The organism is Picosynechococcus sp. NKBG042902, from assembly GCF_963864045.1.
GTDB lineage: Bacteria > Cyanobacteriota > Cyanobacteriia > Cyanobacteriales > MRBY01 > MRBY01.
Map to the genome: position 1 here is coordinate 65,032 of NZ_CAWLTV010000065.1, position 23,136 is coordinate 88,167.

23 protein-coding genes and 1 tRNA gene are annotated in these 23,136 nt (G+C 50.6%); 9 read left to right on the forward strand and 15 right to left on the reverse strand.

What is annotated here, in order from left to right; translation table 11 throughout:
* Positions 1-51 precede the first annotated feature (51 nt).
* From AACR41_RS06330 to AACR41_RS06365, 8 genes are all read right to left on the reverse strand, one after another.
* The gene (locus AACR41_RS06330) at positions 52-843 is read right to left on the reverse strand and encodes a hypothetical protein (protein ID WP_030007340.1); all 792 of its coding nucleotides are present in this window, start codon (positions 841-843) and stop codon (positions 52-54) included.
* A gap of 59 nt (positions 844-902) precedes the next feature.
* Entirely contained in the window at positions 903-2,900 is a 1,998-nt protein-coding gene (locus tag AACR41_RS06335) for a hypothetical protein (RefSeq protein ID WP_030007341.1), read from the reverse strand.
* Between the two features lie 225 nt (positions 2,901-3,125).
* The gene (gene hisS, locus AACR41_RS06340) at positions 3,126-4,406 is read right to left on the reverse strand and encodes a histidine--tRNA ligase (protein WP_030007342.1); all 1,281 of its coding nucleotides are present in this window, start codon (positions 4,404-4,406) and stop codon (positions 3,126-3,128) included.
* Between the two features lie 29 nt (positions 4,407-4,435).
* Entirely contained in the window at positions 4,436-4,960 is a 525-nt protein-coding gene (locus tag AACR41_RS06345; RefSeq protein ID WP_030007343.1) for a hypothetical protein, read from the reverse strand.
* Between the two features lie 85 nt (positions 4,961-5,045).
* Positions 5,046-6,212: a DNA replication/repair protein RecF gene (gene recF, locus AACR41_RS06350; RefSeq protein WP_030007344.1), complete on the reverse strand. Its 1,167-nt coding sequence runs from the start codon at positions 6,210-6,212 to the stop codon at positions 5,046-5,048.
* Between the two features lie 110 nt (positions 6,213-6,322).
* A complete protein-coding gene (locus AACR41_RS06355; protein ID WP_030007345.1) occupies positions 6,323-6,928 on the reverse strand; it encodes an SH3 domain-containing protein in 606 nt (201 codons plus the stop codon).
* Between the two features lie 89 nt (positions 6,929-7,017).
* A complete protein-coding gene (locus AACR41_RS06360) occupies positions 7,018-7,560 on the reverse strand; it encodes a hypothetical protein (protein ID WP_315862033.1) in 543 nt (180 codons plus the stop codon).
* 22 nt (positions 7,561-7,582) lie between these two features.
* Entirely contained in the window at positions 7,583-8,467 is an 885-nt protein-coding gene (locus AACR41_RS06365) for an alpha/beta fold hydrolase (protein WP_030007347.1), read from the reverse strand.
* A 226-nt stretch (positions 8,468-8,693) separates the two neighbouring features.
* On the opposite strand from AACR41_RS06365, the gene clpS reads away from it, so the two are divergent.
* A complete protein-coding gene (clpS, locus tag AACR41_RS06370) occupies positions 8,694-8,981 on the forward strand; it encodes an ATP-dependent Clp protease adapter ClpS (RefSeq protein WP_012307878.1) in 288 nt (95 codons plus the stop codon).
* A gap of 91 nt (positions 8,982-9,072) precedes the next feature.
* Entirely contained in the window at positions 9,073-9,927 is an 855-nt protein-coding gene (locus tag AACR41_RS06375; RefSeq protein ID WP_030007348.1) for a type II CAAX endopeptidase family protein, read from the forward strand.
* 37 nt (positions 9,928-9,964) lie between these two features.
* Here AACR41_RS06375 and AACR41_RS06380 read toward each other — a convergent pair whose 3' ends face one another.
* Positions 9,965-10,909 (reverse strand): spermidine synthase, encoded by a 945-nt coding sequence (locus tag AACR41_RS06380; RefSeq protein WP_030007349.1) that lies wholly within the window; start codon positions 10,907-10,909, stop codon positions 9,965-9,967.
* An 884-nt stretch (positions 10,910-11,793) separates the two neighbouring features.
* Here AACR41_RS06380 and AACR41_RS06385 point away from each other — a divergent pair.
* The 3 genes from AACR41_RS06385 to pstA all read left to right on the forward strand — a co-directional run bounded on the left by AACR41_RS06385 (position 11,794) and on the right by pstA (position 14,841).
* Positions 11,794-12,858, forward strand: coding sequence for a PstS family phosphate ABC transporter substrate-binding protein (locus AACR41_RS06385; protein WP_030007350.1), 1,065 nt, complete (start codon positions 11,794-11,796; stop codon positions 12,856-12,858).
* Positions 12,859-12,994: 136 nt separating this feature from the next.
* On the forward strand, positions 12,995-13,933 hold the full coding sequence (gene pstC, locus AACR41_RS06390) for a phosphate ABC transporter permease subunit PstC (protein ID WP_012307882.1): 939 nt from the start codon (positions 12,995-12,997) through the stop codon (positions 13,931-13,933).
* Positions 13,930-14,841: a phosphate ABC transporter permease PstA gene (gene pstA, locus AACR41_RS06395; protein ID WP_012307883.1), complete on the forward strand. Its 912-nt coding sequence runs from the start codon at positions 13,930-13,932 to the stop codon at positions 14,839-14,841. Before pstC ends, pstA begins: the two co-directional genes overlap by 4 nt.
* Before the next feature lie 324 nt (positions 14,842-15,165).
* Here the strand turns inward: pstA and AACR41_RS06400 are convergent, their stop codons facing one another.
* Genes AACR41_RS06400 through moaC form a run of 5 tightly spaced genes read right to left on the reverse strand, consistent with a single transcriptional unit; the run spans position 15,166 to position 17,606 of the window.
* Entirely contained in the window at positions 15,166-15,975 is an 810-nt protein-coding gene (locus AACR41_RS06400; protein ID WP_030007351.1) for an LmeA family phospholipid-binding protein, read from the reverse strand.
* 47 nt (positions 15,976-16,022) lie between these two features.
* Positions 16,023-16,478 carry a tRNA (adenosine(37)-N6)-threonylcarbamoyltransferase complex ATPase subunit type 1 TsaE gene (tsaE, locus tag AACR41_RS06405; protein ID WP_030007352.1) on the reverse strand — a complete coding sequence of 152 codons (456 nt, stop codon included), beginning with the start codon at positions 16,476-16,478 and terminating at the stop codon, positions 16,023-16,025.
* 13 nt (positions 16,479-16,491) lie between these two features.
* Positions 16,492-16,791: a DUF3181 family protein gene (locus tag AACR41_RS06410; protein WP_030007353.1), complete on the reverse strand. Its 300-nt coding sequence runs from the start codon at positions 16,789-16,791 to the stop codon at positions 16,492-16,494.
* Positions 16,784-17,041, reverse strand: coding sequence for a 2TM domain-containing protein (locus tag AACR41_RS06415; RefSeq protein WP_030007354.1), 258 nt, complete (start codon positions 17,039-17,041; stop codon positions 16,784-16,786). Before AACR41_RS06415 ends, AACR41_RS06410 begins: the two co-directional genes overlap by 8 nt.
* 55 nt (positions 17,042-17,096) lie before the next feature.
* Entirely contained in the window at positions 17,097-17,606 is a 510-nt protein-coding gene (gene moaC / locus AACR41_RS06420) for a cyclic pyranopterin monophosphate synthase MoaC (RefSeq protein ID WP_030007355.1), read from the reverse strand.
* A 60-nt stretch (positions 17,607-17,666) separates the two neighbouring features.
* On the opposite strand from moaC, the gene AACR41_RS06425 reads away from it, so the two are divergent.
* Positions 17,667-17,740: transfer RNA gene (locus AACR41_RS06425), tRNA-Arg, on the forward strand.
* A 161-nt stretch (positions 17,741-17,901) separates the two neighbouring features.
* Positions 17,902-19,002, forward strand: a complete 1,101-nt coding sequence (locus tag AACR41_RS06430; RefSeq protein ID WP_030007356.1) for a peptidylprolyl isomerase — start codon at positions 17,902-17,904, stop codon at positions 19,000-19,002.
* Positions 19,003-19,093: 91 nt separating this feature from the next.
* On the opposite strand, the gene AACR41_RS06435 is transcribed toward AACR41_RS06430, so the two are convergent.
* Positions 19,094-19,471 carry a DUF805 domain-containing protein gene (locus AACR41_RS06435; protein WP_012307891.1) on the reverse strand — a complete coding sequence of 126 codons (378 nt, stop codon included), beginning with the start codon at positions 19,469-19,471 and terminating at the stop codon, positions 19,094-19,096.
* Between the two features lie 288 nt (positions 19,472-19,759).
* On the opposite strand from AACR41_RS06435, the gene AACR41_RS06440 reads away from it, so the two are divergent.
* Positions 19,760-21,340, forward strand: a complete 1,581-nt coding sequence (locus tag AACR41_RS06440) for a Na+/H+ antiporter (protein WP_030007358.1) — start codon at positions 19,760-19,762, stop codon at positions 21,338-21,340.
* A gap of 254 nt (positions 21,341-21,594) precedes the next feature.
* The gene (locus AACR41_RS06445; protein ID WP_030007359.1) at positions 21,595-23,130 is read left to right on the forward strand and encodes a cryptochrome/photolyase family protein; all 1,536 of its coding nucleotides are present in this window, start codon (positions 21,595-21,597) and stop codon (positions 23,128-23,130) included.
* Positions 23,131-23,136 lie beyond the last annotated feature (6 nt).

A 23,136-nucleotide genomic window follows, 5' to 3' on the forward strand; every position in this document is an offset into this window, starting at 1 on the left:
CGTTGCAAAGCCAAGAATTCAAACGTGCCGCAATTGTTCCCCAAGGTCAGGCTAGGGGCGCTGGGGGGATGGGATTTCGATGGTGTCCGGCAGTTCAAACCCGGAGAGGTCTAGATTTCCAGGTAAAGATTCCTGGGCATATTGAAAGGAACCGGGCAAAATTTCTTCAAAGAAAAACAAGGATAATTCTTCGGTGAGGGCCGCCCCAAGACTTTCGCCTAATTTGTCGCCCAGGTTGAGGTTGGTCACCCCCGTAAGGCTGACATCCGGTACGGTAATCTGCCGGGCGATCGCCTGCTCCTGCCAGGGCACCGTGAGGTTTAAATTTACCTGGATATTTTGCACCGCTAGTTGATCCACCGTAAATGTCGTGGTGGGTTGACCATCGGCCGTGGTGGAAGCTTGGATCTGTGGCTCTAGTTGTTCGATCAATTGGGCGATGTTGACATTGGGTAGGGCACCCACAAGGCGCGGATCCGGCAAGTCATTTAGATCGCCTTCGATGTTGACCGTGACCCCTTCGAGGTTGGCGATCGCCACCTGGAGGGGTTTGCCTTGCAGTTGGGGGTTTTGTAGCTCGATGTGACGAATTACCAATAGATTTTCCCCAGAAAAGCCCGGCACATTCGCAAAGGCCAAATCATGGAACATCACCCGGCGTTGGAGGAGTTGCACCTCGGTCTGACCCACTGCTGCCTCAATGCCCGTGCTCTCGGTGAGTTCGCTTTCGAGTTCCGTTTCCAGGCGCTGGCCTAACCAGTTTTCCGTTGCTAGCAAAGCTCCACCCCCCACTACACCGAGGGCCAAAATTGAACTCGCAATGATCAGGATGGGTTTTTTCATCAAAATGCTCCGTTATGCCAGACAAACCGAGTAGAACGATTCTTTGCCCAAGGGTAACATCACCAAGATTCTCCAGATTCGAGGGCGGGCCAATCTCCGTTCGTGGCGGCGGTTGGCAACACCTGACAGTCTTGGCTCACTTTACGGCTTTCTTGCTGGGAGTGGGGGTCAAGGGCGATCGCCTCAAACCTCAACGCCAAAGCACCGGGGGGAATCGAAACCACTTGGCGACAATAGAGCCGTCCTTCGGGGCCTGGGGTAAAGGTCATTAGTTGAAATGGCCCGGCTAAAAGTTCCCGTGTTTGGCGATCCTGGAGCCACAGTTGCCCATGGAGGCGATCGCCCCCGGCGGGTAAACTCAATTCAACAACGGCTAAATCTGCCACCTGGTAAGCCGTTTTATCAAGGTGCAGCTGGGGTTCTGGGACTGGTAATGGTGGTGGGTCAGTTTGTGTTTCTGGAGCGAAAGGCATTTCCGGCTCAGGGAATTCGGCAGTTGTTTCTGGGGTAGCTTCCGGTACCTCTTCTGGGCTTTGGACTTCAAGTTGCTCATCCCAGAGGCTATCGACAACAATTTCCAAGCGGGGCGATGGTGTCGGTGTTGGGTTCTCTGCTTTTAGGGTTGCTTCAGGGGGCGCTGTCGGCGGTTCCGGCTCCGGCATTAACCAGGTGGAATCTTCTCCATCCACGGCCAGGGCATTTAACCGGGTAAAAAACCGTGAATTCCAATCCAAATCCTCTGCCGGAGGCGTTTCTGAGGCTTCGGCAGCAGGGGGATTAGAATCTTGTGCAGCAGTATCTGTGTCTATTGCTGGTGCCGCTGTCTGGGGATCATTATCTTCTGAGACTTCTAGGGCATGATCCGAGGAGCTTACAGGTACTTCATTGGTCGGTTCAGTTTGGTCTGACGGGGGAACATCAGGCACAGTCGCCTTGGCAGTGAAGTTAGGTAATTGCAGGCCCGTGGTTGACTTTTGGCTTTTAGCTTTGAGCTTGGGGGGCAGAATGGTTGGGGTTTGCTGACTTTGGGGCTGAGAACTAGGATGCATAGCCTCAGGGGTAGGAAGCTTAAGGGGTTTGGGTGTGGGCGTAGTTGGCGCTGGAGAGTCTGGTTTTGGGGGCGCGGTTGCTTGGAGTTGGTTGGCGATCGCCCCATAATCTGCCATAAGACTAAAGGTTTGCTGGGCGAGTAATGCCCCTGCCTCTGTGTGTAGGGTGATTTCTCCGACCAGGAGCAGAGTTGTTAGAGGCTCATCGATGGTAATGGTTTGGCTAAAGGCACAGGGAAAATCATCAAGGGCGATCGCCGCCGTTAAGGTGGTTACCACTGTGGCTGTCTGGGGATCCCGGAGGGTAAACCTTAGGGTGCCAGGCTCAGAAATTGGTTGGCGATCGCCAGCGGCGGGATTGGGTTGAATTTCTCCCCGGAGTTCCGGTGCATGAGTTGCGTCCCAAGGATAAACGGTCTGCGCCAGAACGATCTGATAGGGGAGTGGGGCCGGAGGAATATCCAAAGTGGGCGGCGCGGGTGGTGCAGCGGCAATTTGAGCTTGGGCCACTTGATCCATTTCTGCCCAAATCGGCTCTAATTCTTCCCTGAGCAGCTCATCCAATGCCGTGAGGGAATCTTCTCGCAGGGCGGTGGCGTGTTCCTCTTCGTCTGGTTCTGGGGATGCTGGGGGTGTGGATGTTTTTGACGTTTCTAACAGAGTGGGAGCCTCATCTACTCCGGCTAATTCTTCTAACGTTTCATGGTTTGCTGCACTTTGGTCAGCGTCGGCCAAAGAATTCATCACGGGTGTTGCTGCTGTTTCCTCCCGTGGAGGGGGAGCATCGTCGCTTGTTTTTTGGGTAGGCTGATCTGCTGTTTTTGGGTGACTGTCTGCCAAGGAAAACGTTGTTTCAAAGGAAAAGACATTGGGGTTTGGGGGCAGCGGCAACGGCTTAAATGTTGGCTGGGTGACCTGGAGCGTGAGACGTTTTTCCCAGGGGTTAGTCACCTCAAGGCTCCGGCAGATGATCACCCATTCTCCAGCACCGAGGTGTTGCAGGGGCATGATCGCAAATAAGCCCTGGTCGGTGGTGACATCTGTGCGCTGCGACCTTTGTCCTTGGGGGAAGCAGATCTCACAGTGAATTTCTACTTGGGCGTCGCCCCGGGCAGCTAGACGATACTCCCCAGGCGCTAAGCTCAGGGTCTCGGTCTGGAGGATGTCCCAATTGCGATCGCCTTTTTTTGTAGCAGAAATTGCCAGTGCACCATCGACGCCTCCTCTGGGATTCTAATGTTTTGCCTGCTGAATTTTTTGACGCCACGACTCAAGATTTCCCAGCAGATCTGCTTGGGCCAGGGTTTCTTGGGCCTTGGTCTGGAGCCATTTGAGTTGTACCTGCTGGTTGGCGGCTTCTTCATCGCCGAGCACCAAACAGGCGATCGCCCCACTACGGTCAGCCCGTTTAAATTGCTTCCCAAAGGCACTACCACTGAGATCAAGCTCCACCGAGAACCCCGCAAAACGCAACTTATGGGCCAAAATCACAGCGGCGGCCTCGGCCTGTTCTCCTTTGGAAACGAGGTAAAAATCAAGTTGGGGGCCGGGGGCTTCTCCCAATTGTTGTAACAGGATCACCAAACGCTCCAAACCAATGGCCCAACCCACTGCTGGCGTTTCGGGGCCACCCAATTCCGCCACGAGGCCATCATAACGCCCGCCTCCACAGACCGTGGCCTGGGCACCGAGGTCGCTGGATTGGATTTCAAAGGCGGTATGGGTGTAGTAGTCTAGGCCCCGCACGAGGCAAGGGTTTAACACATAGTCAATGCCCAGGGCCGTGAGGGAAGCTTGCACTTGGTCGAAATGTTTTTTTGAGTCATCCCCCAGATAATCCAGGATACTGGGGGCATTTTGGGCGATTTCCTGAGTTTTTTGATCTTTGCTATCCAAAATGCGCAGGGGATTGCGCTCGAGCCGCTCCTGGGAATCTGCGTCTAAATCCGCCTTAAAAGGGGTTAGATAGTCTACTAACGCTTCACGATACCGTTGGCGATCGCCGCCATTCCCCACCGAGTTTAATTGCAGGCTGAGATTTTTCAGGCCGAGTTTCTGCAAAATTTCTGTGGCGATCGCCATCACTTCCACATCGGCGCGGGGATCCGCACTGCCAAGCACCTCGACCCCCACCTGGTGAAATTGCCGTTGACGGCCCGCCTGGGGTCTTTCGTAGCGAAACATTGGCCCTGTGTACCACAGCCGCTGCACACCGCCCTGGGCAAACAATTTCCGCTCAATATAGGCCCGGACTGCCCCTGCTGTCCCTTCAGGCCGGAGGGTAATCGGGCGATCGCCCCGGTCTATGAAAGAATACATTTCCTTACTGACCACATCCGTCGCCTCACCGATCCCTCGCTCAAACAAGCTGGTCTGCTCAAAAATGGGCGTGCGGATCTCCTGGTACATCGCCCGGCCTAGGCAATCGCGCACCACCGCCTCCACCTGCTGCCAGTAGGCGATCTCCGGCGCAAAAATATCCTTTGTTCCTCGTAAAGCTTGAATTGTTGCCATTATGTCTCGAAAAAAGTACCAATCCCAGCTTATCGGGATGGGGCGTTGTTATTGTTCAGCAGAGGTAAAACTACCATGTATCCTGCTCCAAATGCTGTCAAAATCATGGCGATCGCCGCTACCAAGAGCACCCAGGCACTCACCCCAGCATCAAAATCCGTCCCACTCTCAAACTGCTCCGGCGGTACCGTCGTAAACTGCCGTACTGGTTCTGGCGTCGGTAGAGCCGCGACCACATTATTCACAGTTGGCTTTCCCTGTGGGGGACGGTGGTGGGGGGTAACCGGTGGCAGTGGCTCAATGCCAAAATCATGGCGGTTGACCATTTCCTTGAGGCGCTCTGTAGATTGCACCACCTGATGCACCTGGTTATATAGCTTCCGGTTATGCACCCGCAACTGTTGATTTTCCTGCTGGAGGGCTGTCATCTCCGCTTGGGTGGCCCGGAGTTTTTCGGCTAGTTGTTGATAAACAGAAATGGGGACTGAAGCACCACTCTGGGGTAGGGGCGTAACGTTATCGAAGCTCGGAGAACTAGAAGGATTGGCAATCATGGTCAGCTCACACCAAAAAGAGCAAATATCCTTACATTATGATCGAATTCCAGGATTGTCATCTGTCGTGGGGAGCCAATCTACCTCAGGGGCCGTAGGTTTCCGACAGGGGACGGGCGTAGGGTTGTAAGGTGCCTTGGTTTACCGTCAAAATTTGCGAATGCTTTAGCCAGTCTGCCCCAAAGGAATTGAGGTGAGTGGTTGTAATCAGGGTTTGGAAACGGGTTTGAATCGTATCTAGCAGTTGATTTTGGCGGGAGGGATCAAGCTCAGCCAGGACATCATCTAAAAGCAACAGGGGCGGTTCACCAATGATTGTTTCAATGAGTTGCAGCTCGGCGAGTTTGAGCGCTAAAACCAAGGTGCGTTGCTGCCCCTGGGAGCCATAGAAGCGGGCGGGGGTGCCATTAATGGAAAATTCGATTTCGTCCCGGTGGGGGCCAACCATGCTGCTGCCCTGGAGTTGTTCTGCTTGACGGCGTTGTTCTATTTTGTCGAGGCAGGCCTGTTGCACATGGTGGGGGTCATCCTGTTGCCAGGGAATATTGGGGCAGTAGGTGATTTCTAAGGTTTCGGTTTGGCTACTGATATCACGGTGCCAAGCTTGGGCCAGGGGCATCAGCCTGAGCAACCCCCGCGATCGCCTTCTGGTGACCCGCGAACCTGTGGCTGCTAACTGGAGATCCCAGAGGGCCAACTGTTGGGTCAAATCAGTGGGGATCGCCGCTTGGTTCCGGTGGAGTTTTTTGGCCGTCCTTAAGAGGGCATTGCGTTGCTTCAGCACCTGTTGATACTCCTGCAAAATCCGGGCATAGACAGGTTCTAACTGGATCAAAAGATTATCAATCCATTGGCGACGACAGTCAGGCCCACCCCGCACAAGGTCTAAGTCAAGGCAGGAAAATTCCACCGCATTCAGGGTACCGAGGCCATCGAGTTGGCGACGGAGGGTTTCGCCATTGAGCTTGAGGGTGCGTCCCCCCTGGTTGCGGAGCAACAGATTAAAGTCAACGGTGCCATAGCCACGCTGAATTTGGGCTTGGATGCGGGCGATCGCCTCTCCCTGTTTCACCAAATCGGCGTCCCGGCTGGCGCGGTGGGTTTTGAGGCTGGCGAGCAGTTCGACGGCTTCGAGGAGGTTGGACTTTCCCTGGGCGTTGTTGCCGATCAAGATGGTTTTTTGGGCCGAAAAATCAACGTGCTGATGGTGGTAGTTGCGAAAATTACGGAGGTGCAAGGTTTGCAAATACATTCTTTTTCTGTCGCCCAAGTCCCGAAACAGAACCCTGATTTTAGCGTGTTATGCCCAGGTTAAGGCAGTGGCGATCGCCTGGGGAATCGCAAACCAAAAATTGAGCCTGATCAATCACAGAAACGGTAATTAATGTGACCACCGGCTTCGGCCATGACAGATGTCCAGGCGTAATCCTGCTGAAAGGGAATATAAAGCCAAGTTCGTCCGGTGGTGTCTTCACTGAGGTAGGCGGGCGATCCTGTCACCACAATCTGACTGCCGTTGCTGAGAAAGCCCACCACTGGCGCTGAGACAGTGGGTTCCTGCCTAACATTAAGACCCGTCCCCAAATCACTCTGGACGATCAAACAACCGCGAGAGGGTTGATCATTTAAGGTGGCTGTACTGGTGTGCTGGGCAACGATTTGATCATTGACGAGGCAGCGATATTGCACCTGACCTGTGCCAATGGCTTTCACTAAACTATTTAAGCGATATTCAAAAACGGGTTCTTGCTCTGCTGCTGTGGCGGCTTGGGTGCAGGTATATTCGTAGTCCATGTAGCCCCCCAGCTCCAGATTAGAAAACCCCGCACTAAACGACCAGTTGTCGTCTTCTGTTTCGTTGGGTCGCCAGGGTTCCCAGCCGGGTTCCGGATTGGCGATCGCCCCTGGGGTAGCACCCAGCCAACACCCGATCGCCAAACAAAATAGGTAAGGTTTGACTCGCACCATGTTTTTTCCTTCCCTTGCAGATGACTTTGTTTCCACATTAGAAGGAAATCTCAGATCTGAAGCCCAGAACCACAGATAATGTCCGGAGCTTAGGACAAAGTCAGGGCGGTGGCGATCGCCCAACCATCCACGAGGCACAGCAGCACAGTAAACCCCAGCAAAATCATGTACATCCACGGTTGAGACAGGGGCCGCACATCGCTGGTATCAATATTGGTTTGTGCTTCAATCAAGCCCACCATCTTCGCAAAACCCGCCACCCGCATCGGTAACAAATAAGCGCGATCGCGTTCTGGGGTGACGAAATAATAAACCAAGCCCCCTTGACCGGTGGTGCGCATTTTCAGTTGGTCGATTTTTTCCCAGGGCAATGACCAGCCCTTACGGGTCAGCCAGCGGAACCAAGTCGGATAGGTGACGGTAATTCCGGTTTCATCCAGACAGACTTTTTCACTGAGGGCACCATAAAGAAAAATCGCCCCCAACCCCAAACCAACCCAGAGGAGCACTGGAGAAACAGGAGCTTGGGTGACGTCCGCTAAAAACGGAATCGGGACTGTGAGTGAAACATAGAGACTCAATAGGGTAATGCGGATGAGGGGGGAAAGATTAAAGGTGGTCGCCATCGTCATTGCATCAAAATTGCTTGATTTCCTAAAACGTTTGGTTGAGCCAATCGCGAATTAAAGGATTGACCAGTTCCGGTGTGTCGTCGTGGGGACAGTGGCCGGACTCCAGGTAATGTTCCGTGAGGTTAGGACAGTGTTGTTTAAACTTTGCACCCCGTTCCCGCGCCCGAATCCAGGGATCTTTTTCGCCCCAAATCATCAATAACGGTCGATCTAGTGCTTCCAGGAGATGATCGACTTTGGCTCCTTCTGGGGTGTTAAAAACCGCCGCAAAAACTTTGGCTGCCCCTGGATCATTGGAAGGGCGCTGAATTTCGTCGATCAAACGTTCGGTCACCGCCCCTTGGTTGACGTAAACCTTTTGCAGGGTTTTACGGATGGTGGCGCGCCGTTTGGTGTATTGGAAAATAAGCTGGGTCGAAAGGGGACTAAACAGAACTTTGCGGAGGGCTTTTTTCCAGGGTGAAGGTTGGGCCTTAACTTGGTCGCTAAAAGGGCCAGCACTGTTAAGAAGAATTAAACCCTTGGCCACCTCTGGACATTGGGCTGCTGCACAGAGGGATGCATAACCCCCCAGGGAATTCCCGGCTAACACCACGGGTTCACCAATGACTTCGTTAATAAAATCGCGCAGTTGATCCCGCCACAGAGCGCCGCTGTAAACAACGGGAGCCTTTGGCGATCGCCCGAAGCCGAGTAAGTCAATCGCCCACACCGAAAAATCCCCTTGCAGTACCGTAATGTTTTTGCGCCAGTGATCTGTGGAAGCCCCAAAGCCATGGACTAGGAGCAAAGGCGGTTTTCCTTGGCTGGTGCCGGCCTGGACATAGTGGATGTCGTAACCCCGCCATCGCCAAAACTGACTGGGGGGATTTTCAGCGAGAACATGGGGGGAAACGGTCGCACTCATCGGAGATTTTTTTGTAAATAAATGTTAACTACTGCCATTGTATCGTTTTCTTCCGGGGGGTTCTGGGGCGATCGCCAGGTGAGGTTCCCGTGAAATTTGTGCTATAACCTAAGCGACGGTTTTTGATTGTGACATTGTTTACTGCGGCAAAAACTCAACAGTTGCCGAGACAGTAAAAGTTCATCTTTTCCCTTGAATCCAATATTGCCTAGGAGGTTTCTTCATCATGTCTACCGGTGTGATCGAACAACGTTCCACTTCGACCATCCGTAAACCAGCCCCCCGCTACCGGGTACTGCTCCATAACGACGACTTTAACTCCATGGAACATGTGGTACAGACCTTGATGCAAACGGTGGCCGGTCTGACCCAACCCCAGGCGGTCAGTATCATGATGGAAGCCCACACCAATGGCATTGCCCTGGTGATCACCTGTGTGCAGGAACACGCGGAATTTTATTGTGAAACCTTGAAAATGCACGGCCTCACCAGCACCATCGAGCCGGACGAGTAGAAATATTTTGCCTTTTTAATCAAGGCGATCGCCAGATTGCGGCCCAGAAACAGATTAAATAGAAGGTGGCAAACCTCAACGACTTTTTCCCTTGAAACGATTTTGGCATCTCTGTAAAACTACCCCAGCACCCCTGCGGCTGGGACTTTTTTTCTTGAGTTTGGGGATCATCTGGCTTCCCCTGGCGGCGCCGTTATATCTAATTTTTCGCGCCGACGAGAATCTAACCACCATCCTGACCATGGGACTGCTGTTCCTTGAGTTTCTGGTCTATCTGCCCTTTTGGGTGAAACAAGTCCACGGGGAAACGCAACCCTTCCGGCGCTATGGTTTGGTGTGGCAGCGGGCGAATGGCGTGGATTTAGTTACAGGTTTGGCCTATGGGCTGGGGTTTACCTGGGCACTGCTGATTTTTGAAGATTTGTTGGGTTTTATCGAGATTATTCCGCCTACAACGGCCTTGATTCGCATTGTGATCGAAGGAGCCTTGAGCGGTCTGGGGGTGGCCCTCGCAGAAGAATTGGTCTTTCGGGGCTGGGTTTATGACGAGCTAGAGCGGGACTATGGCTCAAAAATAGTGCTTTGGGGCAGTGCGATCGCCTTTGCGGTTTTACATTTCCTGAAACCCCTCCCGGAGATGATCCGAACGCTCCCGGTATTTCCCGGTTTGGTGCTGTTGGGATTGACTTTAGTTTGGGCGAAGCGATCGCGCTTTGGTCGCCTCGGCAAACCCATCGGTCTCCATGGGGGCTTAGTTTGGGGCTATTACATTTTCAATGTGGGTGGTTTGATTCAATTCAAAGAAGGTATTTCCCCTTGGCTAACGGGTGTTGATGGCAATCCCCTCGGCGGTCTCTGGGGCATTCTCTTCCTGGCCGTTCTCGCCTGGATCATGGCCCGTGCCGCCCAAAAATCCCAAAAACCTTCTCCCCTAGAGGGGAGCTAGAGGGGTTTTAAACTGGAGAGAACTTAGAAAAATGTCTCTACTGCGCTTTGTGGCCTTTCCCGAAGAATTTCGGCGGTTCCGCTAGGGTAAAGACTTCGGTGTGGGTGGCGATCGCCTCGCGGACATGGCGGAAAGTTTGCAACATTCCCAACAGCGTTAAGCCATCGATAATCTTGAAGCCACCGGTGGTTTGCTCAGCCAAAAGTTGATCCACGGCTTCCGGGTCGGGGCGCAGATTCAAATCCCCATCGGTGCAGATGGCAAAACCCCAGGGGGAGCCGTAGCTCGAAATGGGCGTCGAGTAGGAGGAAACATTGGTGTAAACGGCCTTCAGGGTATTCACTAGCCGCGCATGGAGCCGCAGATTCGCCGGAGCCGTAGGGCCAGCCTGCACTGCCACAACCCCACCGGGTGCGAGCACATCCTTCAGTTGCGTGAAATATTCCTTGGTAAAGAGCTTAAAGGAAGGGCCTTCCTCGATGGGATCAGACAGGTCAGAAATGATCACATCCCACTTCTCGGTGGTGGTTTCTAAAATCTTAAAGGCATCTTCAATGCGCAAATCGAGGCGTGGGTCATCAAAGACCCCCTGGTGCATCTCCGGCAAATATTCCTTACAGGCTTCCACTACTTCGCCATCGATATCGACCATCATCACCTTTTCGACGGACTGCCAGCGCAGCACTTCGCGCACCGTTGCCCCTTCCCCAGCACCGAGAATTAACACTTTTTTCGGCGCACCGTGGGCAATCATCGCCGGATGAACAAGGGGTTCATGGTAGAGAAATTCATCGCCGGTACAGGACTGCCATTTTCCATCCAGCACCAGGGCTTTACCATAGGCACCGCTTTCAACGATCGCCATCTCCTGAAATTGGGTTTGTTTATAGGCCAAAATCTTGGTGATCCCGTGACTATAAATATCCCAGGGCGTAATGTACTCGTTAATCCAATAGTCGGCTTTGACTTCGCTACCTGCCATAATTTTTCCCTTCTGACAATTGACCGGATACCAGTATCGCAGACTTTTTCATTTTTTTAGCGATCGCCCCCCAAAACCTTGTCCGGTAAGCTTTTTAAAACTTTATGCTTCCTAAAACTCCGGGGATTGAACCCGCGTCAGCGACTCCCTCAGCCAAAAGGCGATCGCCAAAAAGACAATCAATGCATTGATCCGTAAACTTGCCGTGAATAATCATTGGGAATTAACTTCATTTCCGCTGTCTCGAACCCACAGCTTTCCATAAAACTGAAAGTACAATATTTTTAGAAAAAGTACATTACTTTTTAGTCAAAATGGAACTATTTTTTTGGGCATAAAAACTATTTTACGATTGCTAAAATAATGCTATTGTGAACTGGTTTTTCACGATTTAAGTCAGTCCTTCAAAAAAAAGATTACTTCTTGAACCATCAACGATCTAAATGCCTCCCATGCTGCCCTGAATGTCGCCCAAGATTTTTAGCAGTCAAATCAAATTAAACTGGTCACTGCCTTGATATTTGGCTGAAAATCTCCCCCTGAATTTACCTCGACTTTTGCAAAGATTAACCTTCATTTAACCTCCTTAAAAACTTTGCTTAAGGCTGATGGACTTTTTGGAGAGAGGAGAGAAAAAACAAACATAAATTCTGCATTGATTTTCTGTAGTTATGGTATAAACATCTTGAAAAGTTTTGTGAATCTCAATTCATTTTTTCGAAGATTTACAAATTCATCAGAGCTTCAGAGAGTTTAAGCATAGAAAAATCGCTCTAATCTTAATCTCTGACTAGCAGTCAATGCCTGAAAGCCTCGATCTCGCTAAAAAGTTTTAATCCATCGCTCACTTACGCTTAATTGCACAGTACACAATAGAGGAAACTATGAAACAGAGCGCTACTCGCCTCCGTACCTTATCTTTGGGTCTTGCTGGCCTCACCCTTACCGCTGCACTTGCAGCTTGTAATACTACCCAAACACCGACTGAAGGCACTGGCACAACTGATGCTCCTGCAGATAGTGCGTCTGGTTTGTCTGGCGATGTCCTCATTGATGGTTCTAGTACCGTTTTCCCGATTACCGAAGCCATGGCCGAGGAATTCCAAATCGCAAACCCCGATACCCGTGTAACCGTTGGGGTTTCCGGGACTGGTGGTGGCTTTTCTAAATTCTGCGCTGGCGAAACTGATATTTCTAACGCTTCCCGCCCGATTTCCACCGAAGAAATTGAAGCTTGTGAACAGGCTGGCATCGAATATATCGAAATTCCCGTCGCCTATGATGCGATTTCCGTTGTTATTAACCCCGAAAACGACTGGGCCACTTGTTTAACCACCGAAGAATTGGCTAGCATTTGGTCTCCTGATTCTCAAATTAACAACTGGAGTCAAGTACGGGAAGGCTTCCCGGATGCTCCCCTCACTCTCTATGGGCCAGGGACTGACTCTGGGACTTTCGACTACTTCACCGACGCCATCAATGGTGAAGAAGGAGCTAGCCGGGGTGATTACACTGCCAGTGAAGATGACAACGTTGTTGTCCAAGGGGTTGTGAATGATCCCAACGCCATGGGCTATTTCGGTTTGGCCTACTACGAAGAAAATGCTGACAACTTGAATGCGGCGGCCATTGATGACGGCGATCCCAGCAATGGTGATGGCTGTGTGGCTCCTAGCACTGCGACGGTAGACGACTCTACCTATCAGCCTTTGGCTCGCCCGATTTTCATCTACGTCAGTGCAGCGTCTTTGGATGAGAAGCCCCAGGTTCAAGCTTTCATGGACTTCTACTCGGCTGAAGAAAATTCTTCCCTCGTTTCTGAAGTTGGCTATGTTGCCCTCAATTCTGAACTCTACGCCAAGGCCCAGGAACGCCTTGCTGCTCGCACCACTGGTTCGATCTTTAATGGTGGTTCCACCGTCGGTGTTCGATTGGGTGAAGTTCTCTAGGTTTTATTTTTAGGTTTCGCTGGGGAGTGGGGCAGATTCATTCAGAAAAGGCCCGACTCCCTTTATGCTTTGAATGAATGCCGCTGTTTTTGTAGTGGCATCGCTGATAAATCAAAATCATAAGTATTTAAAGATTATGACAACTAGTCCTTTCCCCCCCCTTGCTGATGCGGGACTCTGGCGGACAACACGGACATTTAGTAAATGGAGCCAACGTTTAATCGTGGGGCTTTTTGGTTTATTTGCCCTGGTGTCAGTGTTAACCACGTTTGGGATTGTCATCACATTGGTCGTCGATGCGGCGGGCTTCTTTAATGAGGTTTCCCTGTTTACTTTCCTAACGGATACCCGCTGGACGCCGCTATTTGTCGATCCACAATTTGGTATTTTTGTGCTGGTTTCTGGCACCCTGATGACGACGGCGATCGCCATTTCCGTGGCCTTGCCGTTGGGTCTGTTGGCCGCTATTTGCTTAAGTGAATATGCTTCCCCTGGGATCCGAAAATGGCTCAAGCCCGCCCTCGAAATTCTGGCAGGGGTGCCCTCCGTTGTCTATGGTTATTTTGCCCTGTTATTGGTGACTCCAGCGCTACGGGCGATTATTCCAGGGCTTTCTCCCTTTAATGCCTTGAGTGCCGGTTTAGTGTTAGGGATTTCAATTTTGCCCTTGGTTGCCTCCCTCAGTGAAGATGCAATCTATGCCGTGCCCGATAGCCTACGTCAAGGTTCCTACGGACTGGGGGCCACCAAACGAGAAACCATCGTGAATGTCGTCTTACCCGCCGCCTTATCCGGGATTGTTTCTTCCTTTATTTTGGCCATTTCTAGGGCCGTCGGAGAAACAATGATTGTGACCATTGCCGCTGGTTTAAACCCGACCCTCACCCTCAATCCCACGGTGCCCATCGCCACCATGACTGCTTTTATTGTTCAAGTTAGTCTTGGGGATGCCCCGGCTGGCAGTTTGGCTTTTAAGACCATTTATGCCGTTGGTTTATCTTTATTCTTGATCACCCTGACCCTAAACATCCTCAGTTACTGGGTTGTGCGTCGCTATAGACAGAAATACGAATGAATAGTAACCCTCCCAATTCTCAAAATACGAACACCCTGTTCGATACTCGTCTTAAAACCCGTTACCGCTGGGATACCGCATTTCAAACTCTCAGTTGGATCGCTGTAATTTTAAGCATTGTGGTGCTGGCCGTTCTCTTGATCGACGTTTTTTTCGATGGTCTGCCGCGCCTCGATTGGAAATTGTTAACTTCCTTTCCCTCTAGACGCCCCGAAGATGCCGGCCTCAAATCAGCCCTTGTCGGGACAATTTGGTTGATGATCCTAACTGCCATAATCACCTTTCCCATCGGTGTGGGTGCGGGGATCTTCCTAGAGGAATTTTCCGCTGAAAATACTTTCACGAAAATCATTGAAGTCAACATCAACAATCTCGCTGCCGTTCCTTCAATTATTTATGGTCTTTTGGGGCTACAGGTTTTTGTCCGGCTCCTTTCTCCAATGACAGGGGGACGCAGTGTTTTAGCTGGTGCTTTAACCCTCAGCCTATTGATCTTGCCCATTGTGATTGTCGCAACCCGCGAAGCTCTCAAGGCTGTACCCGATAGCCTCAGGCAAGCTGGTCTAGCCCTCGGAGCGACCAAATGGCAAGTGGTGCGCGAACAAATTTTTCCCCTCGCCCTACCGGGGATTTTAACAGGAACCATCTTGGCCCTCTCCCGTGCAATCGGTGAAACAGCCCCGCTGATCACCCTAGGGGCCTTGACCTTTATCGCTTTCTTGCCCTCTTTATCCTTAGAAGGCCTCCAGACGCCATTTACGGCGCTGCCGATTCAAATTTTCAACTGGGTTTCCCGCCCCCAAGAAGAGTTTCACACGGTGGCAGCAGCGGGGATTATTGTTTTGATGGTGGTGTTATTGGCGATGAATGGCACAGCTATTTTTCTCCGGAATAAATTCCAGAAATAAAGCTCTAAAACAAAATTGAGATTGATAAATTAGATCCTCCAGGGTATGGAGGATTTCTTTTTGCGTTATTCGACGAAAGCTCTCGCGAAAGCTTTTATTTTTCTTCGGGTAAGAGCCATGTCCGCAATCCCAAAATGAGCAAAAAGGCCATGACATCAGCGGTAATGAGAAAAGCAATCCAGTTTTGATCCATGGTGACTGAGCTCCGGTGTTCTAGATATTGTTTTTAGGCTATGCAATCTAGGTAAACTATACTCTTGTATCTATGGATTGGGGCAAAGGAAAACCTCAAAAATTTTGAGGGCTGTGATTAGATTTTGTTATTTATTGGGGGGTGGGGTTAGCCAACTGAATGAACATCGCCCCCTGGATTTGGCGATCGCCGGTTTGAAGTTGGAGAAAGCGGGCCGTTAAACCCCGGTCTTGGAAGATTCGTAAATTGAAGCGACGACTAAACCCTTGGGCAAAGCCATTCAGGAGGGGCGGAGGGAGGGGTTGATCATTAACTGCCCCTTCAAAGTCTGTGAGTTGGAATTGGCTACCAGATGCGAGGCCGAGGGTAAAACTGAGTTGCAGCGTCGCCCGCTCTGCGTCGCCTGTTTCGGGATTGATCTGGAACATTTCTCCGGTGAACCGGAGACGGTTTTCGCCGAGGAAATCGACGGTGGCATTTTCTAATTGGAAACGGGGTGGATTGGTGCTGCCGGGACGGGTGAGCAGACGATTAATGAGAGGTTGTATCAAGGCCGTAACTTGTGGAGACGTTAAGGCTTGATTGAGATCAGTTTCGGTGAGAACAAAGCGCACGCCTGCCTGGAGGGGCTGATCCAAAACACCGGGGCCAGGTTTGCCACTGCGAACTTTAGCCAGGTCAAAACTGAGGGGATCGGTTTCAAGTTCTAGCACCTCAAAACGTAGGCCAGGAAAAAGTTCAACGCCACGACTAGCAATCTGAACGCGGTCAATTTTGCCCTTGAGAAGTTGGTGGCTAGGGACGTTATCGACGCGCACTTCAAAGGTTTCTGCGGCTTGGAGGCGATCGCCAATGCGTTTACCGCCGACCTCCTCTAGGATCAAGCCCACTGGGGCAAGGGCCGTCAGAAAACCGGACATCAAGATTGCGAGAAATTCCATGGTGCGCCCCAGGCTGATGGTTCGTCCTTAACTTTAGCTGAAAATTTCTAAGAGACAAGCAATTTTAAATCCGCATTAACCGCAGACACAGTCGCTTGCCGCTGGTCATTGGTAGTATGGCTCAATTCAATTTGGTAATAAGATTCCGGGAGATAGGGTAAGCGTTCTGACCATTCAATGACGGTTAGGCCAGGGTCACATTCTTCGCCTTCCCAGTAGGTTTCGGGGTAGAGGCCATCCACTTGTGCAGGGTCAAGGCGGTACAAATCCAGGTGATAGAGGGGAATGCGTCCGGTGTGGTATTCGTTCACCAGGGTAAAAGTGGGACTGGCGATCGCCTCGGTGATGCCCAAGCCGAGACCAATACCCTGGGTGAGGGTTGTTTTCCCGGCCCCTAGATCCCCCTTGAGCAAGATCACTGAGTTTTCTGGCAACGTTTGCCCCAGTTTTACCCCGAGAGCCTGGGTAGCGGCCGCATTTTCTAACAGAATAATTTCTGCCATTGATCGCTTTAATTTACCAATTGTCTTGATAGTCTTCGAGGAGCTTGAGCAAATCCCCTTGGCCGGCGGTGGGGATCAGTTGGGCCAGGGTGACAAAAGCTTGTTTGCCACCTAGGGGAACTTGAATCGAGCGTAAAACATCCATCACTTTTGCTTCGTCCACTGCACGATCTTCAATGGCAGGGAAAATTTTCTCAGCGACAGTGGTATGTAAATGGGCATCAGTCAAATATAAATGCCACCCAGACACATCGATATAAATATTTTCACCAATCTCTGCGGCGAGTTTTTCGATTTGAATTGTGCTAGCCATTGGAAGCCTCCGAATAATCGGCGATCGCCGTAATGTAAAGCAGGTGTAATCCCAAAATGCCCAGCCAAATCAGACTAAACGGTTTTACCCAGGGGCGCTCTACCGTCGTTTGAATCATGGCAGTAAACCAAATGGGCGAATTAATCGCGAGGTAGACCATCACATGGACAATAAAATTCATCCGGTCTTCGGCGCGACGGAATTCAGGATCAGTTTTACGGTCAGGTTTGCGCGGCCAACTGCGAGGCATAGGTTTTACCCATCACATTTACGGAACACAGGTGATCCTATCACAAGGATTTTCTTCAGGCTTGTCGGGTATAATCGCCGGATTTGCCCCCGGTTTTTTTCAGCAGTTGAATCTCAGAAATCACCATCCCTTTATCCATTGCCTTCGCCATGTCATAAAGGGTTAAGGCCGCTACGGAAACCGCCGTCAACGCCTCCATTTCGACACCCGTTTCGGATTTGGTCGTCACACTGGCCTTGATGCGATAACCGGGTAAATTTGCGTCAGCAATAAAATTTACCGTCACCTTTTTAATCGGTAGCGGGTGACACATGGGGATTAAGTTCGAGGTTTGTTTCGCTGCCATGATCCCAGCAATGCGAGCTGTGCCTAAAACATCACCCTTGGGGGCATTTCCCGCTTGGATCGCCGTAAAGCAAGCGTGGGTCATGGTGATTATCCCCGTGGCGATCGCCTCCCGTTTCGTCACGTTCTTTTCCGAAACATCCACCATCTGCGCTTCACCGTGGGCGTTGAGATGGCTCAGGGGAGGGAGGGAAATCTTTTTTTCAGAAAACTCTTGCATTTACCCAAAACGTCTGTTAGATTAGATGACTGTTGGTCAAACAACACAACTCTTCTCCATGGGTCTGTAGCTCAGCGGATTAGAGCAGCTGACTACGGATCAGCAGGTCGGGAGTTCGAATCTCTCCAGGCTCGTAAGAAGAGAAAACAGCCCTCCTAGGTTAGCCCAGGGGGGTTTGTTGTGGCAAGAATCTGAAGAGTCGTGATGTTTTGTTGACAAGCCCAGAGGGAAACGCAGAATATGACAAGAGACCAGTCAAACTGCACTCTTTCAAACAAACTCATTTCCCTCCGTCATGACCAAATTTTTAAACTATTGCCTATCTGTGGCTTTGGCGATCGCCGTTTGTTTTGGCGTGACCCAACCAGCCTCGGCTTTACCACAACCGAGTTTCACCCTCGCCTCCCTCGCCCAAGGGGATGCGATCACTGATCCCGAAGCCATCCTCCGCTACGCCCTGCCCATTGAAAATCAGCCCATTCGCCGCCTCCAGGACAGCATGGAATTTATGTCCAAGGATCTACGGGCGAAACGCTGGGGGCCGATTGCAGCCAATGCCAAGAAAGCCAGTCGCGTCCTCTCCATTAGCCAAGATGGCATCCTCGAAGATGTCGTACCGAGCTTTAAGGAACAGGCCCAAACGCTCCTGAGCGAAATGGAACAGGATGTCGCCACCATGAGAGAGGCGATCGCCGCCAAAGACCGTGAAGTGATCTGGACAAAACGTCGGGAAATCCTCAACAAAGTCGGTACGATCGAAGAAAATATGATCGCCGAATATCCGACCACGATCCCCGAAGACTATGCCAATCTACCGCGCTTGTTAGGTCGGGCCACCGTCGAACTCGAAACCACCCAAGGGGACATTACCGTTGTCGTTGACGGTTACAACGCCCCGATCAATGCCGGAAACTTTGTTGATTTGGTGCAGCGGGGCTTCTATGATGGCCTACCGTTTAACCGGGCTGAAGATCTCTACATTCTGCAAACGGGTGATCCCGAAGGTGATGCCGATGGTTTCATTGACCCGAAAACCAATGAGTACCGCGCCATCCCCATGGAAATTATGCTCACTGGTGACCACGAAGCGACCTATGGGGCAACCCTAGAAGACCTCGGCATTTACCTAGCAGAGATCAATCTTCCTTTTAATGCCTATGGTGCCTTGGCTCTGGCCCGTCCCGCCGATGATGCCAATGGTGGTTCTTCCCAGATTTTCTTCTTCAAATTTGACAATGAATTAGCGCCGCCCGGATTTAACTTAATGGATGGTCGTTACTCTGTGTTTGGCTATACCGTCGCTGGCCAGGATGTTCTCGAAAGCCTCAGCAAAGCTGACAAGATTATTGCGGCTAAAGTTGTTAATGGCTCTGAAAATTTAGTTGTCCCCAACTAGACCGATCACCCTTTAATTTTTCGATTTAAAAAACACCCTAAACCACTGTTGGTAAAGGGTGTTTATCCTTTTGCAGGTTAGTTTTTAAAAGTTATGCCATCGTGTCAGCACTATATTGATTAGGGCCTGGTTGACTGTCAGAAGCAAAGAAGACAATTAAGACAATTACACCAATAATCGGTACAAATCCAATTAAGAGCCACCAACCACTGCGGCCAGTATCATGCAAACGCCTGATGCTAAGGGCTATTCCAGGTAAAATAAAGGCTAAGGAATAGATAATACTAACCAAAGAGGCGATCGCCCCAAGAAATGTTTCCTGGAAAACACCCAAGACAAGGGAAATCAAAAGGTTGATGATAAAAACATACCAGAATTCTTTGCGGCGGGCTCTACCACTAAAGTTTGTATAATTTTGCCAAGCCTTAATGTAATAATCGATAAATTCTTCAAATATACTTTTATCCATTGTTTTATTATTGTATTAACAATTGATTGGGCTTTTATTCTACATAAAAGATTCATAAAGAATTCAAGTCAATGCTAAAAGTCAACATTTTGTAATTATTAAATTGACACAAAAACAACAAGGTGACAGAAGCGTGAATTAAATGCTTTTCTATGCAATATACCTTTGAAATACAAGATGTTCTGGGCTAATGATCGCCTTCAAAAATTTAAAGACTCTTGATATTTCTGATGACAGAGGTCAATGCCTGTTAGCATCTGTAGAGATTATCTAGACATGCCTTTGGTCATGATTGTTTTAGCAGAACTTGCAGAAGCGGCGATTTCAACAAACTTGCAACAGTTTGTGTTGGTTTTATCGATCTCCCTAACCGTTGCAACCTTTTCACGGATTTTTAGTTGGTTGCGTCAGATCCCCTATACCCTCTTGTTGGTGATTGTGGGGCTGGGTTTGGCTTTTATTAATGTGCGTTTAGTGAATCTTTCGCCGGAGCTAATCCTTGAAATTTTCCTCCCACCGCTCTTGTTTGAAGCTGCTTGGAATATTCGTTGGCGCGAACTCCAGAAACAATGGTTGCCGATTGCGTTGTTTGCCTTGGCTGGGGTGGCGATCGCCATCTTTGGGATTGGTTTTGCCCTCAGTCAGTGGACGAGCTTGGCCCTGAGTTCTGCCTTGTTAGCGGGGGCGGCCCTCTCGGCGACGGATCCGGTGTCGGTGGTGGCCTTATTCCGAGAGTTAGGAGCCAGTAAAAAACTCACGATGGTGATGGAAGGGGAAAGCCTCTTTAACGATGGAGTCGCAGTCGTGGCGTTTCTGTTGCTGGTGGGAATTCCCCTCGGTACCCAGACTTTTTCGATGTCGGCGACGGTGGCAACTTTCCTGGTGTTTGTGGGCATTGGTGTCGGCTTCGGTTGTTTGATTGGTTTTGGCATTTCTTTTCTGACCCAACGATTCGATATTCCCCTCGTGGAGCAATCTTTAACCCTGGTATCAGCCTATGGTACTTACCTATTGACGGAGGAGTTGGGCGGTTCTGGGGTGATTGCGGTGGTGACTGTGGGGATGATTTTGGGGAATTTTGGCTCGAATATTGGCATGAATCCCCGTACTCGCCTAGTCGTTTCGGAATTCTGGGAATTCCTCGCGTTTTTTGTGAATTCGATTGTATTTCTGCTGATTGGTGATCAGGTCAATTTTGGCACCCTGGGGGAAAGCTTAGATGCAATTTTTGTGGCGATCGCCGCTGTGTTGGTGACGCGGGCCATTTCCGTCTATGGCTTGGGTTGGCTCTCCAATCAATTTAGCAATAACCCCCTGAGCTTCTCCGAACAAACGGTACTGTGGTGGGGCGGTCTGCGGGGATCAGTTTCCATTGCCGTGGCCTTAAGCGTGCCTGTAGTGCTCGGCGATCGCCAAGAAATTATCAACATCATTTTCGGGGTGGTGCTATTCACCCTCCTGGTACAGGGCCTGACAACCCAGTGGGTTTTAGAAAAACTCGATTTGATTGGTGATCAACCGATTCGTCAGAAATATTCCGAGTATCTTGCCCGTCGTGTCGCCCTCAAACGAGTGTTAAATTACCTCGACCAGTTAAACCTCGCTGCCGATGTGGACGAAGAATTCTACCGCTATGAACGGGATCTCGTCGAAGGGGAGCTAGAAACCATCGAAGAAAAAATTGAAAAACTCAAAGGCAGCCATCCCCAACTGCAAGAACTGGATATGAAGCAGTTGCGCGATACTCTCCTGGATATCGAAGCGGACACCTATGCCGAATTTATCCGGGTGGGCCGTTTAAATAAAGATCTTTCGCCCCTCCTCCAGGAGACCTTGATCAAAGCCACCGAAAAAACAATCCAAAGCTAGCCCCCCTTCGCAAAACAGATCATCACAATAAACGACAGGGCCAACCCAGGGCTAAGGAGGGTTGCCAGGGTTAAAAGTTCTTCGCCGGACATAAAAATACCTGTAATTGTGGGGATTCCTTTTCACGTTAAAGGGTTTTTCTGGCGATCGCCCACGGGTTCACAGAAATTTAATTGTCTTTGAATCAAGCTGTCGCAGTCCCCAAAAAGCCTGTGTTACACTCTCCAACAGCATTTTTCGGGAGAGAAAAGCCCATGACCGTCGGGATTTGGGTACTGGGGGATCAACTGTGGGCCACCCAAGCCGCCCTCCAACAACGGGAAGACCAACGCTCAACAACGCCGGTTCTGTTGATCGAAGCGGCAGACTATGCCCGCCAACGGCCCTACCACGGTCAAAAGTTGGTGCTGGTCTGGTCGGCCATGCGTCACTTTGCCCAGGAGCTAGAACAGGCCGGGTGGTCTGTGCATTATGCGATCGCCGCTGATTTTCAAAGTGCCCTAACCGACTGGATCACCGCTGAAGGAATCACGGAATTGTGGGTGATGCAGCCTAGCGATCGCCCCTTCGAGACTTTGATCCAGACCTTAGATCTCCCCTGTGCCCTCAAGTTCATTCCTAATAATCACTTCCTGTGGTCGCGGGCAGAATTTCACAACTGGGCCAAGAATCGTAAACGCCTCGTCCTCGAAGACTTTTATCGGGCGGGTCGCAAACGATTTAAGATCCTGCTCGATGAAGCGCAGCAACCCCTTGGGGGTCAGTGGAACTTTGATAAAGACAATCGCAAGCCTCCTAAAAAAGACCTCAATCCTCCCCAACCGCTGACCTTTGCGCCCGATGAACTGACCCAAGCCGTGATCAACCGGATTAAAGCTTTAGGTCTTGTCACCTACGGGCAGCTCGAACCTTTCCGTTGGGCCGTGACCCGCACCCAAGCCCTCCAGGTCTTTGAGCATTTCCTCGCTACGGGCTTAGAAAAATTTGGCACTTTCCAAGACGCGATGGTCACGGGGGAATATACCCTCTGGCATGGTCTGATTTCGCCCTATCTCAATCTGGGTCTGTTGCATCCCTGGGAATTGATCAAAAAAGTAGAGGCAATCCGGGAACAAAAGGCGATCGCCCTCAATAATCTCGAAGGTTTTATCCGGCAAATTTTGGGCTGGCGGGAATATCTCCATGGCCTCTACCATTACGTGGGCGCTGATTATGCCCAGAAAAACCATTTCAACCACCAACAGCCCCTGCCCGATTTTTATTGGGACAGCCGCAAAACCGATCTCAACTGCCTCAAACAGGTCTTACAACAAGTAGAACAAACGGGCTATGCCCACCACATCCAACGCTTGATGATCCTCAGCAATTTTGCCTTAATTTTGGGGGTCAATCCCCAGGCCCTAGAAGCTTGGTTCCACGCCGCATTTATCGATGCCTACGATTGGGTAATGCAAACCAATGTCATTGGCATGGGGCAGTTTGCTGACGGGGGAATCCTTGCCAGTAAGCCCTACGCCGCTTCGGCCAACTACATCAATAAAATGAGTGATTACTGCCGCGACTGTCGCTACCACAAAGGCGATCGCCACGGAGAAAATGCCTGTCCTTTTAATACCCTCTACTGGCACTTCCTCGACCGCCACCAAGGCCAACTCCGCAGCCAAGGTCGGATGAATTTAATCCTCAAAAATTTAGAACGGCTCTCCCCAGATGAATTGCAGGCCATCCGCGCCCAGGGCCAAACTTGGCAAAACCGCCTAAAGCCCGCTCCACAAGGGGAATTACCATAGGCGATC